The sequence below is a fragment of the Corticibacter populi genome (assembly GCF_004217315.1).
Taxonomy (GTDB): Bacteria; Pseudomonadota; Gammaproteobacteria; order Burkholderiales; family Burkholderiaceae_C; genus Lampropedia; species Lampropedia populi.
This window is the reverse complement of record NZ_SGWR01000001.1, coordinates 1,337,780-1,353,090: the sequence shown is the minus strand read 5'-3', so window position 1 is coordinate 1,353,090 and position 15,311 is coordinate 1,337,780. Positions and strand designations below refer to the sequence as shown.

The 15,311-nt window shown below is 65.2% G+C and carries 10 protein-coding genes; 5 read left to right on the top strand and 5 right to left on the bottom strand.

Going from position 1 to position 15,311, the window contains the following annotated elements; all coding sequences use genetic code 11:
• Nucleotides 1–38: 38 nt before the first annotated feature.
• Entirely contained in the window at nucleotides 39–515 is a 477-nt protein-coding gene (locus EV687_RS06095; protein WP_122226945.1) for a MerR family transcriptional regulator, read from the bottom strand.
• A gap of 261 nt (nucleotides 516–776) precedes the next feature.
• Here EV687_RS06095 and EV687_RS06090 point away from each other — a divergent pair, with 261 nt between their 5' ends.
• Entirely contained in the window at nucleotides 777–2,723 is a 1,947-nt protein-coding gene (locus EV687_RS06090; protein WP_122226943.1) for a heavy metal translocating P-type ATPase, read from the top strand.
• A gap of 58 nt (nucleotides 2,724–2,781) precedes the next feature.
• On the opposite strand, the gene EV687_RS06085 is transcribed toward EV687_RS06090, so the two are convergent.
• Nucleotides 2,782–3,477 (bottom strand): RNA pyrophosphohydrolase, encoded by a 696-nt coding sequence (locus EV687_RS06085; RefSeq protein ID WP_122226941.1) that lies wholly within the window; start codon nucleotides 3,475–3,477, stop codon nucleotides 2,782–2,784.
• A gap of 92 nt (nucleotides 3,478–3,569) precedes the next feature.
• Between EV687_RS06085 and EV687_RS06080 the strand changes: the two genes are divergently transcribed.
• Nucleotides 3,570–5,315 (top strand): proline--tRNA ligase, encoded by a 1,746-nt coding sequence (locus EV687_RS06080; protein ID WP_122226939.1) that lies wholly within the window; start codon nucleotides 3,570–3,572, stop codon nucleotides 5,313–5,315.
• A gap of 273 nt (nucleotides 5,316–5,588) precedes the next feature.
• Complete coding sequence (locus EV687_RS06075; RefSeq protein WP_122226937.1) at nucleotides 5,589–6,335, top strand: lytic transglycosylase domain-containing protein; 747 nt, start codon at nucleotides 5,589–5,591, stop codon at nucleotides 6,333–6,335.
• A 42-nt stretch (nucleotides 6,336–6,377) separates the two neighbouring features.
• On the opposite strand, the gene paeA is transcribed toward EV687_RS06075, so the two are convergent.
• A complete protein-coding gene (gene paeA / locus EV687_RS06070) occupies nucleotides 6,378–7,724 on the bottom strand; it encodes a polyamine export protein PaeA (protein ID WP_122226935.1) in 1,347 nt (448 codons plus the stop codon).
• 75 nt (nucleotides 7,725–7,799) lie between these two features.
• The gene (locus EV687_RS06065) at nucleotides 7,800–9,626 is read right to left on the bottom strand and encodes a DEAD/DEAH box helicase (protein WP_122226933.1); all 1,827 of its coding nucleotides are present in this window, start codon (nucleotides 9,624–9,626) and stop codon (nucleotides 7,800–7,802) included.
• Nucleotides 9,627–10,037: 411 nt separating this feature from the next.
• Here EV687_RS06065 and ettA point away from each other — a divergent pair, with 411 nt between their 5' ends.
• Nucleotides 10,038–11,699 (top strand): energy-dependent translational throttle protein EttA, encoded by a 1,662-nt coding sequence (ettA, locus tag EV687_RS06060; RefSeq protein ID WP_122226931.1) that lies wholly within the window; start codon nucleotides 10,038–10,040, stop codon nucleotides 11,697–11,699.
• A gap of 108 nt (nucleotides 11,700–11,807) precedes the next feature.
• Nucleotides 11,808–13,862, top strand: a complete 2,055-nt coding sequence (locus EV687_RS06055) for a DUF1631 family protein (protein WP_162846563.1) — start codon at nucleotides 11,808–11,810, stop codon at nucleotides 13,860–13,862.
• 149 nt (nucleotides 13,863–14,011) lie between these two features.
• On the opposite strand, the gene EV687_RS06050 is transcribed toward EV687_RS06055, so the two are convergent.
• Complete coding sequence (locus EV687_RS06050) at nucleotides 14,012–15,028, bottom strand: transglycosylase SLT domain-containing protein (RefSeq protein WP_242612484.1); 1,017 nt, start codon at nucleotides 15,026–15,028, stop codon at nucleotides 14,012–14,014.
• Nucleotides 15,029–15,311: the final 283 nt, after the last annotated feature.

Sequence of the window (15,311 nt, the reverse complement as noted above, 5' to 3'; positions counted from 1 at the left end):
TCGGCGTTTGCAGGATGCTTGCAGGGCGTTGGCCGCGCTCAGACGTGGCGCGGCCTGGCGCTGGGGGCTGCCGATGCATGGGTGTCGAGCCTGTCGGCCTGGGTGTGCAGTGCCTCGATGATCCGGCAGGTTTGCTGCTGTCCGTTGCAGGCGGCCAGCAGGGCCTGCAGCCGCTGCTCCAGTTGCCGCAGTTCCGCGATGCGCTGCTGCACATGTGCCAGGTGGCTGGCGATGGTATGGGTGGCCTGTTGGCAGTCGGCCGGGCGCTGGCTGTCCAGTGCCATGATCTCGCGGATTTCCTCGAGCGACATGTCCAGCGAGCGGCACAGGCGGATCAGGCGCAGCAGGTGGATATCCTCGGCGCTGTAACCGCGGTAGTGGTTGTCCTGGCGGGCGGCGGGCGGCAGCAGGCCGGCGCGCTCGTAGTGGCGGATGTTGGCGGGCGAGACGCCGCTTTGGCGTGCCGCCTCGCCGATGCGCAGCAGGGGATGGGAGGATGTCGAGGGTGCCGTCATGACGGAAGCCTTTGATCGGGGTCCGGTGCAGTCAATGCCACCGCAGTTTCAAGGGCATTGGCGGGTGCGGCTTGACCTTCAAGCCGCTTCAAGGTGCTCAATGCCGGAATGGACAGAATAACCGAAGCACAGGGCATCCGGCCCGAACCCATGCCCGATGCACCGCACACCCCTGCCTGCTGCCATTGCAGTCATGCCGGCCCGGCAGACCATCATGACCATGGCCAGGCGGATAGCCAAAAGCATGGCCATGATCACGGTGTGCTGGCCCCCTGGTGGCGCGTGGTGCTGGCCCTGTCGTTGGGCCTGGCCGCCGAGCTGACCGACCATGTATCCGGCAACACGGCGTGGCTGGCAGCTGCGGGCATGGCATTGGCGCTGGCTGCCATCGCGGCGGCCGGGCTGGGCGTGTACCGCAGTGGGCTCAAGGCCTTGCTGCATGGCCGCCTGAACATTCTGGCGCTGATGTCGGTGGCCGTCACCGGTGCCTTCCTGATCGGCCACTGGGCCGAGGCTGCCATGGTCATGGCCTTGTTCGTGGCCGCCGAGAAGCTCGAGGACTCGGCCATGGCACGGGCCCGCAGTGCGGTGCGCGACCTGATGGCCGGCGTGCCGCAGACCGTGCGCCGGCAGGGGGCGGATGGGCAGGTCGAGCTGGTGGCAGTGCAGGCCGTGCAACCCGGAGACACCCTCCTCATTGCGCCGGGCGAGCGCATCGCCCTCGATGGCCAGGTGCTGCACGGCCACAGCGCCGTCGACCAGGCCCCGATCACCGGCGAGAGCACGCCGGTGGACAAGCAGCCGGGCGATGCCTTGTATGCCGGCAGCATCAACAGCAACGGCTCGCTGCGGATGCGTGTTACCGACACGGCAGGCCACACGATGCTCGACCGCATCGTGCAGATGGTCGCTCAGTCGCAGCAGGAGCAGGCACCGATCCAGCGCACCGTCGATCGTTTTGCCGCCATCTACACTCCCATCGTGATGGTGCTGGCGCTGCTGGTGGCGCTGGTGCTGCCGATGCTGGGCTGGGGTTGGATGGAGGCGCTCTACCGGGCACTGGCACTGCTGGTCATCGCCTGTCCCTGCGCGCTGGTGATAGCCACACCGGTGGCCATCGTCAGTGCACTGGGCAATGCGGCGCGCCATGGTGTGCTGTTCAAGGGGGGGCAGGCGCTGGAGAAGGCCCAGGCCATTCGGGCCGTGGCGTTCGACAAGACCGGCACGCTCACCGAAGGCCGTCCCCGGTTGGAAGACTGGTGCCTGCTGGCGCCGCCGGATCGCGCGTCAGCCAGCGCCACTACGGCGCGCTGGCTGCTGCTGGGCCAGGCCGTTGCCGTGCACTCCCGGCATCCGGTGGCCAGCGCCATTGCTGCTGGGTTGGCTGCCCAAGGCCATGCCGATGCGAGTCTGGCCGCACAGCTGGCGGCCGAGGAAGCGCCCGGCTCCGGGATGGTGGCCGACTGGCAGTCCCGGCCTTTGCGGCTGGGCAGCTTGCACTGGCTGGCGCAGCAATCTGTCGGTCAGCCGGACGGAGCGGCCCTGACGCGCATTGCGCAGTGGCGGGCTCAGGGCTTTTCCGTGACCGCGCTGGCCTGGGGAGGTCGGCTCGTCGCGCTGTTTGCCGTCACCGATACGCTGCGCGGCGAGGCGCGCCAGGCGGTCGCCAGCCTGCAGCAGATGGGACTGCACACCGTGATGCTCAGCGGCGACAGCCCCGAAGCGGCCCGGCACATGGCAGAACGGATCGGCATCGCCGATGCGCAGGGAGGGCTGCTGCCACAGGACAAACTGGTGGCCGTGACCAAGCTCAATCAGGTGCATGGCGCCACCGCCATGGTTGGCGATGGCATCAACGATGCTCCGGCGCTGGCGCAGGCCTCGCTGGGCATCGCGATGGGTGGCCCGCATGCCACCGACCTTGCCGCGGAGACGGCGGACGTGGTGCTGATGGGCGGCCATCTGCGGGCGCTGCCGGCGGTGTTCCGGCTGGCGCGCCAGACCCATGCCATCGTCTGGCAGAACATCGTGCTGGCGCTGGCCGGCAAGGCCGTGTTTCTGCTGCTGGCCATGGCAGGCATGGCCACGATGTGGATGGCGGTGGTCGCCGACCTGGGCATCAGCCTCGCCGTAGTGGCCAATGGCATGCGCCTGCGCAGCCATGCGGCGAGCCAGCCACTGGGTGCGGCCGAGCCGGGGCCGCAATAGGCGCAGCGACCGCGACCGTTACTGCGCGGAGCATGCAGAAAGCGCACGCAGGATCAGATCAGGAGCGGCTGGGACCGGCCGGATCGGGGTCGAAACTGGCCCCGGGAGGCAGCGGCGCATTGGCGCCCACCAGCATCGAACTGGTGCGTGCGCCGGTGCGCCGCATGCCCGCGCGGGGCAACTCAAGCGCCACCGTCGCGGCGGTGCCTTCTGCCTCCGGCTCGGGCATGGACGGGCGGATGTTGCGGTAGCCGCCGCGCAGGTAGCGGTTGCGCGGCTCCCCGCGCGGCACGAAGCGCGAGAGTTCGGTCAGCGCCATCTCATAGACGCCACGCTTGAACTCGACCACCACGTCCAGTGGCACCCAGTACTCGTTCCAGCGCCAGGCGTCGAACTCGGGGTGGTCGGTGGCACGCAGGTTCAGATCCCAGTCGTTGCCGACCAATTGCAGCAGGTACCAGATCTGTTTCTGGCCCCGGTAGTGTCCGCGCGCATCGCGGCGGATGAAGCGGTCCGGCACCTCATAGCGCAACCAGTCGCGGGTACGGGCGATGACACGGACGTGGTGCGGGTGCAGTCCCACCTCCTCATGCAATTCCCGGAACATGGCCTGTTCGGGTTTTTCACCGCGGTCGATGCCGCCTTGCGGGAATTGCCAACTGTGCGTCCGTATGCGTTTGCCCCAGAAAACCTGGTTCCTCTGGTTGAGCAATATGATGCCGACATTCGGTCGGAAACCGTCCCTGTCGAGCATAATTGCACCTTCAATTTCAATTGAAGACATTATGCCCCGACTGCCCCGCGCAGCCAATGGGCACTCCCCTTACGACCGTCCGGTTCCGTTCCATGAAAGCTTCGCAATTTTTCGTCTCCACCTACAAAGAAGCGCCGGCCGATGCCGAAGTCGTCAGCCACAAGCTGATGATCCGTGCGGGGCTGATCCGGCGCGTTAGCGCCGGCATCTACACCTACATGCCGATGGGGCTGCGGGTGCTGCACAAGGTGGCGGCCATCGTGCGCGAGGAGATGAACCGTGCCGGTGCCGTCGAGTTGAGCATGCCGCTGGTGCAGCCCGGCGAGCTGTGGCAGGAGACCGGCCGCTTCGAGAAGATGGGGCCCGAGCTGCTGCGCCTGAAAGACCGGCACGGCCGCGACTTCGTGATGCAGCCCACCAGCGAGGAAGTGGTCACCGACATCGCCCGCAGCGAGCTGCGCAGCTACAAGCAGTTGCCGGTCAATCTCTACCAGATCCAGACCAAGTTCCGCGATGAGCGCCGGCCGCGCTTCGGCCTGATGCGAGGGCGCGAATTCATCATGAAGGATGCCTACAGCTTCGACAAGGACAAGGCCGGCGCGCAGGCGAGTTACCAGATCATGCGCGAGGCCTACAGCCGCATTTTCGACCGCTTCGGCCTGCGCTACCGGGCTGTGGCGGCCGACAGTGGCGCTATCGGTGGAGACCTGAGCGAGGAATTCCAGGTGATCGCAGCCACCGGCGAGGACGCCATCATTTATTGCCCGGGCAGCGATTACGCCGCCAACATCGAGAAGGCCGAGGCAGCCGCGCCCAGCCGGCCGCGCAGTGCACCCGGCCAGCCGCTGGCCAAGACGCCCACGCCGGGCAAGAGCACCTGCGCGGACGTGGCCGACCTGCTGTCGATCCCGCTGCGGACCACCGTCAAGTCGCTGGTGCTGGCGACCGACACGCTGGACGAGCAAGGCGCCATCACCGGCAGCCAGGTTTGGCTGCTGCTGCTGCGCGGCGACCACGACATGAACGAGGTCAAGGTCGGCAAGGTGCCGGGGTTGGACCAGGGTTTCCGTTTCGCCACCGAGGCCGAGATCATCGAGCACTTCGGTGCCAAGCCCGGCTATCTGGGTCCGATCGGCCTGCAAAAGCCGGTGCGCATCATCGCCGACCGCGAGGTGGCGGTGCTTGGCGACTGGGTGTGTGGTGCCAATGAAGTGGACTTCCACTACACCGGTGTCAACTGGGGGCGCGACCTGCCCGAGCCCGAACTGGTGGCCGATATTCGCAACGTGGTGGCGGGTGACCCTTCGCCCGACGGCCAAGGCGAGCTGGCGATTGAGCGCGGCATCGAGATCGGTCACATCTTCTACCTGGGGACCAAGTACAGCAAGGCGATGGAGGCCACTTTCCTTGACGAGTCGGGCAAGCCGAGCTTCTTCGAGATGGGGTGCTACGGCATTGGCGTCACGCGCCTGCCGGCGGCGGCCATCGAGCAGAATCATGACGAGCGCGGCATCATCTGGCCCGACGCGATCGCACCGTTCACGGTGGTGGTCTGCCCGATCGGCATGGATCGCAGCGAGGCGGTGCGTGAGGCGGCCGAGGCACTGCACGCGCAACTGGCCCAGGCCGGGGTCGACGTGATTCTCGATGACCGTGGCGAGCGCCCCGGTGCCATGTTTGCCGACTGGGAGCTGATTGGCGTGCCGCACCGGGTGGTGATCTCGGATCGCAACCTCAAGGAAGGCCAGTTCGAATACCAGCATCGCCGTCAGGAATCGCCACAGAAAGTTTCTTCCGGTAACATTATGGCTTTCCTGAAAGAACAGGGCGTGGGCTGACCCGGACATGGCGGGCAGCCTAAGAACCTGTTTACGATCTTTTCATGGTTCACGCAGGAGGCCAAAAATGCAGTGGGCAAGACGCCCGTCGCCGCCCGGTGCGTTTTTGACCTCCTGCCCTTCGGGTTGTCCCGGCAGGCGCGCGCTGCGACGTGACAAATCCTCGCCGGGCCACCGGCCCGACTGCGGTTTGCGCCTTGCATCGCATCGTCTGTCGGGACAACGTGGCCCATGAAAAGATCGTAAACAGGTTCTAAGCCCTTTCATGTGGTGATGCATAGCTTCTCTCGCAATCTGCCTGGGGTTTCTCGGCCATCTGCAGTGCCTCTGCTGTCGCGGCGCCAGTGGCTGGGCTTGGCTTCGGTCGGCGCACTCGGGCTGGGCCTGCCGGGGTGGGCGCATGCCGGCGGGCAGCTGGAGGAGCCGCTGTCGGATTCTGTGCGTTCGGCCCTGCAGTCGGCCATTGCCTATGGCTCTCCGCCTGAGCCGGTGTTCGTCAACACCGCCGGACGGCTGCATTACCTGCGTTGGCTTACCGCGACCAGCGAGAAGCTGGCGCGCTACAAGCCCGATGTGACGGTGCGCCATGAGTTCCTGCAGACGGTCTGGTATGAAAGCCGTCGCGCCGGTCTCGATACCGCCATGGTGCTGGGCCTGATTCAGGTCGAGAGTGCCTTTCGCAAGCACGCAATCTCGGTGGTGGGTGCACGCGGTTACATGCAGATCATGCCGTTCTGGACGCGCGTGATCGGTGATGGCGACCCTGCCAAGCTGTTTCACATGCAGACCAATCTGCGCTTTGGCAACGTGATCCTGCGCCACTACCTGGATATCGAGAAGGGCGATCTCTTCATGGCGCTGGGCCGCTACAACGGCAGTCGCGGCCGCGCTCAGTACCCGAATGCGGTGTTGGCGGCCCAGAAACGCTGGGAATTCGTCGATGTGGTCAGCGCCGAGAACGATGCGCCGCCGGTAGCGGCGCCCGCGCCCGCGCAAGCCAGCGGCACAGGCGTGGGCTGAGTGCCCTTTTTGTGGGGCGCCATCGAAGCTATCGAACGATGCTCAGGCCTGGGCGGCCGTGCTGATCTGTGGGATGGCAGGCGGGGAGGGCGCTTCGACGGTGCCGTTCAGCCGTGTGACCAACACCTGGTCGATGCGATAACTGTCGACATCCATGACCTCGAACTTGTAGCCGGCCCAAGTCACCGCGTCGGTGCGGCGCGGTACGCGGCGCAGCATCACCATCAGGAAGCCAGCGAGCGTGTCGTATTCCTCGCTGTGCGGCAGCTCGTCGATGCGCAGCACGTGCTGCACGTCTTCGATGGGGGTGATGCCGTCGATCAGCCAGGAACTGGCATCGCGCTGGACGATCAGTTCCTCGTCGTCCGGTCCCATCAGGTCGCCCATCACGGTGCTCATCACGTCATTGAGGGTGACGATGCCGACCACCAGGCTGTATTCGTTGACGACGACGGCGAAGTCCTCTTGTGCCTGGCGGAACTGTTCGATCGTCTCGGTCAGCGACAGGCGGTCGGGAATCACCAGCGCCTTGTGCAGCAGCGCCTCGTCCTTGAGCGAGATCGGCTGGTTGTTGAGGGCGCGCTGGAACAGATCCTTGGCATCGACATAGCCGACCACGTGGTCGATGTCATGCGTGCACACCGGGTAGGTGGAGTATGGCTCCTCGGCGATGCGTGCGCGGATCAGCTCGTCAGGGTCGTCGCGCAGGAAGAAGGCGATGCGGTCGCGCGAAGTCATGGCGCTGGTGACCTGGCGGCTGTCCATGTCGAACAGGTTGGCGATGACGCGCTGTTCGTTCTGCGCCAGCACGCCGGCCTGTGTGCCGGCCTCGGTCATGGCGAGGATGTCGTCGGAGGTGATGCGCTCGTCGCGCAGCATCGGCAGTCCAAGCAACTTGAAGAGGCCGTCGGTGATCTTGCCGTAGATCCACACGAGAGGGCGTAGCAGCACGATGCAGATGCGCATCGGCCGGTGCAGCAGCATCGCGAGCCTTTCAGGCTCGGCCATGCCCAACCGCTTGGGCACCAGATCGGAAAACAGGATGAACAGCGAGGTGACCAGCAGGAACGAGAGCACGAAGCCCAGCTTCTGTGCCAGCGCAGGCGCCATGCCGTATTCCAGCAGCCCGGTCAGGAACGGGCTGAAGGCACCCTCACCAACGATACCACCGAGAATGGCGATGGCATTCTGGCCAATCTGCACCACGGTGAAGTAGTCGCCCGGCTGCTCTTGCATCTGCAGGATGCGCGGCGCCCGTTCGTCGCCATCGGCCGCGAGCTGGCGCAGACGCAGGCGGCGTGCTGCTGCCAGTGAGATTTCGGCCATCGAGAAAAAGCCGCTGACAGCGATCAAGGCGATGATCAGTAGCAGGCTTTGCTGGACGGTCATATGGTGCAGTCTTCATGGTCCGGCCGCCGTGGCCGGCCGGGCGGGGATACAGCGCGGGCGCCAATCCCCATAGGCTCAATAGCGGTTGCCGCCCTTGCCGCTGCCGTGCATGCCGCTGTGCTGCAGGGGCGAGATACCACCCTGGCCGCCGCGCGGCTTGTTGCGGTTGCCACCGCCATTGTTGCGGCGGCCACGCTGGGCCATGCTGTCGACGCTGGTGCGCATCGGGTCGGGCTGGCGCGAGGCATCGCCACGGTAGGCCGGAGCCAGCGACATGCCGGTTTGCGTGCCCAGGTGTGCATCGGCACGCAGCAGCGGATCGCGTGAGCGGGCGCCGCCGCCCTGCTGCTGTTTGGCCTTGTCTGCGCCCTGGCGCTGCGCCGGCTTGCCCTGAGCCCTGCCCTGGTTGCCGCCGGCATTGCCGGGTTGGTTGCCCTCGCCGCCGGGCTGGCCCTGGCGTTGCGGGCGATTGTTGCGGCCGGCGCGGAAGCGGTTGCGGCGCTGGGGCTTGCCGTTGCCATCATTGCTGTAGCTGCCGGCATCCTCTTGTCCAGAGGAATGGTCGGCATGGGCGCTGGCCCCTTCTGCACCCTTCGTCGCGGTCTGCGTGCGCGATGCCTTGGGCTTGTTGCGCGTTTGCATGCGATCCATCATCTCGCGGCGCGCGGCCTTGGCGGCGGCCTGCATGACGTCGCGGCTGGGTGGTTTGCCGGCGCCACCCCAGAGGGTCTGACGGCCCATGGCGATCGGCTCGGCCACTTCATCGGGCTCGGGGCCGAACTCGGGCATGGCCTCGACCGGGATGTCCTGCTTGGTAAAGCGCTCGATCTCCATCATGAAGCCTTCCTCGTCCTTGCACACCAGGCTGATGGCATGGCCTTCGGCGCCAGCGCGGCCGGTACGGCCGATGCGGTGGACATAGTCCTCCGGCACGTTCGGGATTTCATAGTTCACCACGTGTGGCAGCTCGTCGATGTCGATGCCGCGCGCGGCGATGTCGGTGGCCACCAGCACGCGCAACTCGCCCGACTTGAACTTGGAGAGTGCCTGGGTGCGGGCGGTCTGGCTCTTGTTGCCATGCAGTGCCATGGCCGAGATGCCATTCTGGTTCAGGTATTCGGCCACGTTGTTTGCGCCGAATTTGGTGCGGGTAAAGACCAGCACCTGGTTCCAGTTGCGCGACGAGATGATGTTCAGCAGCGCAGGCTTCTTCTGCTTGCGGCCAACCGGGCAGATCACCTGGCTGATGCGTTGTACCGTGGTGTTGGGCGGTGTGACCTGAATGTACTCGGGGCTCTTGAGCAAGCCCTTGGCGAGCTGCTTGATCTCTTCGCTGAAGGTGGCCGAGAACAGCAGCGACTGCTTGTCGGCCGGCAGCACGGCCAGCACCTTGCGTACGTCGTGGATGAAGCCCATGTCGAGCATGCGGTCGGCTTCGTCGAGTACCAGGTATTCGACCTGGTCGAGGCGCAGATGACCCTGGCCATGCAGGTCCAGCAGGCGGCCCGGGGTGGCCACCAGGATGTCCACGCCCTTGCTGACGCGGCTGATCTGCGGCGTCATGCCGACGCCGCCGAAGATGACGGTGGACTTGAGATCGAGGTTCTTGGCATAGGCGCGGATGTTCTCCTCGATCTGCGCGGCCAATTCACGTGTGGGGCTGAGGATCAGCGCGCGGATGGGACGTCCCGGGCCGGTTGCCGGCGCCTGGGAGAGGCGCTCGATGAGTGGCAGCGCGAAGGCTGCGGTCTTGCCGGTGCCGGTCTGGGCGCCGGCGAGCAGATCCTTGCCAGCCAGAATCAGGGGGATGGACTGGGTCTGGATGGGCGTGGGTTCGGTATAGCCCATGTCTGTCACTGCCGATACGATGGCCGGGGACAGGTTCAATGATGCAAATGTCACAGTTCTGAGGAGCACCTGGAGTGCTTGTTGTAATGGTTTTTGCCCATCGGCCATGCGAATGGCCGCTCAGTGCGGGGCGGTTTGCGTTGTTGATTAGAATGACTGGCTGTGGCGCGGTGCAGGCACCGGCATCAAGCGCAGCGAAACAAACGCTCGGTCTGGACGATTGCGGTTGCCTGAAGACCGCAATGGCCGGTATTCTGACATAAGTCCGCGGATAATGTGCAAGGACTTGTATTCCCCCATCAAAAAGGGCTGAAAGGGAGCGATTCAAAAGCGTTGCGTCCCGTTCCGCGTCAAGGGCCTCAAGGAGGGGCGCTGCGCGCCCTTGCCAACTTTTCTTCGATGCCCGTGGTCCTGGACTCTTCCAGGAGCGGGTAGCGCCGTGGTTTTTATAGGACTCATTGAACAATGGCTCAGTATGTGTATTCGATGAACCGTGTCAGCAAGACGGTTCCTCCCAAACGGCAGATTCTCAAGGACATTTCCCTGAGCTTCTTCCCCGGCGCCAAGATCGGCGTGCTGGGGCTCAACGGTTCGGGCAAGTCCAGCCTGCTCAAGATCATGGCCGGCGTCGACAAGGAGATCGAAGGCGAGGCCATTGCGATGCCGGGCCTGAAGATCGGCTATCTGCCGCAGGAGCCGCAGCTCGATCCCGATCAGACCGTGCGCGAGAGTGTCGAGGAGGCCATGGGCGAGGTGTTCGCCGCCCGCGCCGCGCTCGAGAAGGTCTACGAGGCCTATGCCGAGCCGGATGCCGACTTCGATGCGCTGGCCGCCGAGCAGGCCCGCCTCGAAGGCATCATCGCCGCAGCCGGCACCGATTCCGAGCACCAGCTCGAGATCGCCGCCGACGCGCTGCGCCTGCCGCCATGGGATGCCAAGGTCGGCCTGCTCTCCGGTGGCGAGAAGCGCCGCGTGGCGCTGTGCCGCCTGCTGCTCTCCAAGCCCGACATGCTGCTGCTCGACGAGCCGACCAACCACCTGGATGCCGAGAGCGTCGAGTGGCTCGAACAGTTCCTGCACCGCTTCTCCGGCACGGTGGTGGCGATCACCCATGATCGCTACTTCCTCGACAACGCGGCCGAGTGGATTCTCGAACTCGACCGTGGCCATGGCATTCCCTACAAGGGCAATTACAGCGAATGGCTGACTCAGAAGCAGGCGCGCCTGGAAGCCGAGCAGAAAGGGGAGGAGGCGCGTGCCAAGGCGCTGAAGAAGGAACTGGAGTGGGTGCGCCAGAACGCCAAGGGCCGCCAGGCCAAGAGCAAGGCGCGCATTGCCCGCTTCGAGGAGCTGTCCGACCACGAATACCAGAAGCGCAACGAGACACAGGAGATCTTCATTCCCGTGGCCGAACGCCTGGGCACCAAGGTCATCGAGTTCCGGAATGTCAGCAAGTCCTTTGGCGATCGCGTGCTGATCGACAACCTGAGCTTCAGCATTCCCGCTGGCGCGATCGTCGGCATCATCGGCCCGAACGGTGCCGGCAAATCCACGCTCTTCAAGCTGGTGGCCGGACGTGAACAGCCTGACAGCGGGGAGGTCGATATCGGCCCGACCGTCAAGCTCGCGTATGTGGACCAGAGCCGCGATTCGCTGGCCGACGACAAGACGGTGTGGGAGGATATTTCCGGCGGCCTGGACATCATGAATGTCGGCAAGTTCCAGATGGCCAGCCGCGCCTACGCCGGGCGGTTCAACTTCAACGGGTCGGATCAGCAGAAAAAGGTCGGCAACCTCTCGGGAGGCGAGCGGGGCCGGTTACACTTGGCAAAGACCTTGATTGCCGGCGGCAACGTGTTGCTGCTCGACGAGCCCTCCAATGACCTGGACGTGGAGACGCTGCGTGCCCTCGAAGATGCGTTGTTGGAGTATGCGGGCACGGTGCTGGTCATCAGCCATGACCGCTGGTTCCTCGACCGCATTGCCACCCACATCCTGGCCGCCGAAGGTGACAGCCAGTGGGTGTTCTTCGACGGCAATTACCAGGAATACGAGGCCGACAAGAAGCGGCGCCTGGGCGAGGAGGCGGCGAGGCCGCACCGCATGCGCTTCAAGGCCTTGAAGTAAAGACGACCCGGGTGGCCTCGGGCGCGGCTCCAGCCGATGTCGCCGCGGTGCCGGTCATGCGGGAGGTGCTGCCGGACCGACGGCCAGCGGGTCAGAAGGGGCGAGACTGTGACGACGAACCAGAACGGGCGAAACCGGGACATCCTCAAGAACAGTATTGCATCGACCATTCGCGAGAGCGATGGCCTGATCCGCCGCGTGCTGCGCGAGACAGGCGTGAGGCTTGCCGAGCACAACCAGGGGGCGGTGGAGCGCTCGGCCACGGCCATGCAGGCCTTGCGGTTGCTCGATTCCTGCTACGAGATCTGGGTGCGGCAGTACCCGGCTTACCTGCTGCGGGCCTTTTCGGAAGTTACCGATTTCGATCCGTTCAGCCAGGAAGAGGGTGTGGCCTCGGGCCTGGGCACATTGGGGCTGGGCGATGAGTTGTCGATCCAGGGACGCTCGGAACTCACCCACATGCAGCGCACGCTCGACGCCTCGGTCGAGTCGGCGCAGGACAAGCTCGATGCCCTGGTCAGCGCCGCCCGGGGCTATGCCTACGTGCGCCCGGGCCGCAACCCGCTGCGCGCGGAAAACTATTTGCTGGCGGCCCAGAAGCTGATCTACCAGAGCGAGGCACCCGAGCCGGTGCGGTTGCTGCTGCTGAGGAATCTCACCACCGCCTTGGCACCTGCGCTGGCGCGCACCTACCAGGTGGCCGCCAATACCCTCTCGGAAGCTGGCGTCGAGGCCGTACAGAAGCGCTCGACGGGCTTTGGTGCGCTCAGTACGGGCCTTGGCAGCATTGCCAATTTCAGTGTCGATCCGGACACTGCGCCGGATGCCCTGTTGACACAGGAAGAGTTGCTGCGCCTGCTTGGCAACGATGTGGTTCATGCGATCGTGGCACCATCCGCCGCAGCGCATGCGCCAGCCAACCCGCCGGGTTCTGAGCCTGCGGATGGATGGACCCTCGACAGGTTGCTGGCGCAGACCGGCCGGGCCGTGGCGCACCTGCCACCGGTCAAGGCGCTGCTGGCGCAATGGCAGCCGGCATTGCGAACCATCGTCCAGAATGACCCCGCTTTTTTGCGAGATGCCGCGCACCCCGCGCGGCAATGGCTGGACTGGCTGGCGCAGTCCGCTGGCGGTTTTGCCAGTGTCGCGGCCGGCGGATTCACGCCTTATCTCACGCAGTTGCAGCACGTCAGCGCGCATTTCGGCCTGGCGCAAGCGCTCAGCGGCCAGGCTTTTGAAAACGCTCGGGCAGCACTGACGGTGGCCGGCGCCGACAGTGTTGCCAAGGAGGAGACCGTGACGGCCACGCAGCCAGAGGTGAAACAGCAGGAATTGTCGCCACAGCAATTGCTGGAGGTGGTCATGGCCAGAATCGAGGCGTTGCCGGTGTATGCCGCGACGCATCCGCGCGTGCAGAAGTTCGTGATGGACTCCTGGGCCAGGGTGATCGTGCGCAGCATTCTGCGGCAGGTTAGGCGCCATCCATCGGCGTCCTCCATCGATGCGCAGGAATGGGTGGATCGCGACCCCAGCGGTTACCTGGCGCTGGTGCCGCTGATGCTCGCCAGCGTCCAGTCCGACCATTGGGTGGACGCGGATGATGCCGAATTGCAGGATGCCGTGGAGCACATGTGGTCTCAGGTGCAGCAGGGCTTGCAAAGCGTCGGTCTCTCCAGTGAGAAGGTGGTGGCGGCGGTCGACAAGCTCAGGAACCTGCACCAGCAGGCGCGCCAGCTGGCCGCGGATGCTCCATCCGACGGCGACGCCGAGCCTGCCGGGGCGCATGGTTCCGGGCAGATGCCATTGTCGTCAAGCGCTTTCCCCACGCAGCAGCCGGTGCCTGCACCCCTGCCAGCCGGAGAGCGGGAGGCGCCGGGTGGCGGTGCCAATCATTCGTCAGCCAGCGTGGCGGCTGCGCAGGCTTCCACGGCGTCCTTTGCGGCGCGTCCCGATGCGAGCACCGCTGCTGACAGTTCGCTGGACATGCGCGTCGGTGCGTGGTTCATGGTGGGTGAGCACAGCAAGGCGGTCAGGACCTGTCTTTCCTGGGCCAGCCCGGATGGGACGGTCTTCATGTTCACTTCGGCCGATGGCAGCAACCAGACCATGACACGCCGGCGATTGCTGCAGCTGCATCAGGCTGGACAGTTGCAGCCTGCCTGAAGGCCCGTTCACGAGATCCTTCCGCGGGCCACATTGCCCCGCGGAAGGATCGTGAACAGGCCCTGAGTGGTGCGGGCTTCGAAGGCAAAGCACTCGAGGCTGACTGCGCGTCTCAGTCTCCTGCGGTCGCGCGCGTTTTTGCTACTGTCTTACCGAGACAGGCTTGCCTCTAGCTGGCTGATTTGCCATGGTGCGCGCATCGAGACCAATTGATCGGGCTGGTCGAACTGGCCGAAATCCATGGGCAGAGGGGTGAGTGCGCTCATCGCCGATGCGGAACTGTGATCTTGCGCGGCAAGCTGTTGGTGTGCGGGGAGCAAGGCTGCGGTGGTCGGGGCTTTGGTGCCAGGCTCGGTGTCGGCGGTCGCCGTCCAGCTGGCCATTTGTTCGGCGCCATCCCCGGCCACCTCGATGCTGCCGGCTTCTTCGCCGGCCTGCTGCAGGCGGCGTGCCTTCAGCGCCTGAAGGAAGCTGCTGGGCAGCACCTTGCTGGTATTGCCGAGGGCTTGCTGCAGTCGGGCGTGCTCTGCCAGCACCTTGGTGGAGTAGCCGCCATCATTGGGAAGCTTGGCCGCGCCGACATAGCAGACCAGGCCGCTGCGCACGCTGCCGAAGCGGTCGATGCAGTCCTTGAGGATCAGCGAGCCGACCTGCAGGTTGCTCACGGGGTCGAAGGCTGCGCGCGTGCCGCCGAAGTGGGCGTATTTGTCCTCGTGCACCTGGGTCATCACCTGCATCAGCCCCTGCGCGCCGACGGCGCTTTGCGCATAGGGATTGAAACGGGACTCGATGGCCATGACCGACAGGATCAGCGTCGGGTCGAGGTTGCGCTTGAGACCCAGTTCATAGGCCTCGGCCACCAGTGCCCCCAGCGGCTCGGGCGCCACCTTGTACTTGCGACTGAGCCAGAAAGCGACCGCGGCCTGCTCTTCGGGGAGGTCCAGCAGGTCGACGGCAGTCACCCGTTGATGTGCCTCGGGAGCCACATCCAGTTCGTGGCGGGCCACGGTGCGGTCGTGCAAGGCGGCATACAGATGTTGTTCGCCGAGTTCGAGGAGTTCGGGCTTGACGTGTACGAGCAGGCCCATGAAGACCAGGCTCATGCCCAGCAGGGCGAATGCGTTCAGGAGCAACGTCCGGATCAGGCGCAGTATCGTGTGCGTCATGGACGGACTCCATGCATGGATTGTTTTCATTGTCATCGTGCCTGGGTATGACGCGGTGGGGAATGGTCCTGTGACCACCCGCACGGCGCCGTGCCATCCAAATGCGCGGACCGGGTCTTGTACCAAGCGTGTACCAGGCGTTCGCGCGTATGTCCGGGGCTTTGCCGCTGTGGTGGGCGGCGTGGAGGGGATGCCCCACCTCGGTAGCAGGGGAAACCAAGGCATCGTGTTGCACGACACGATGCCGGTGCAGGCCGCATTCTTGAAGATTGCTTATTCATCG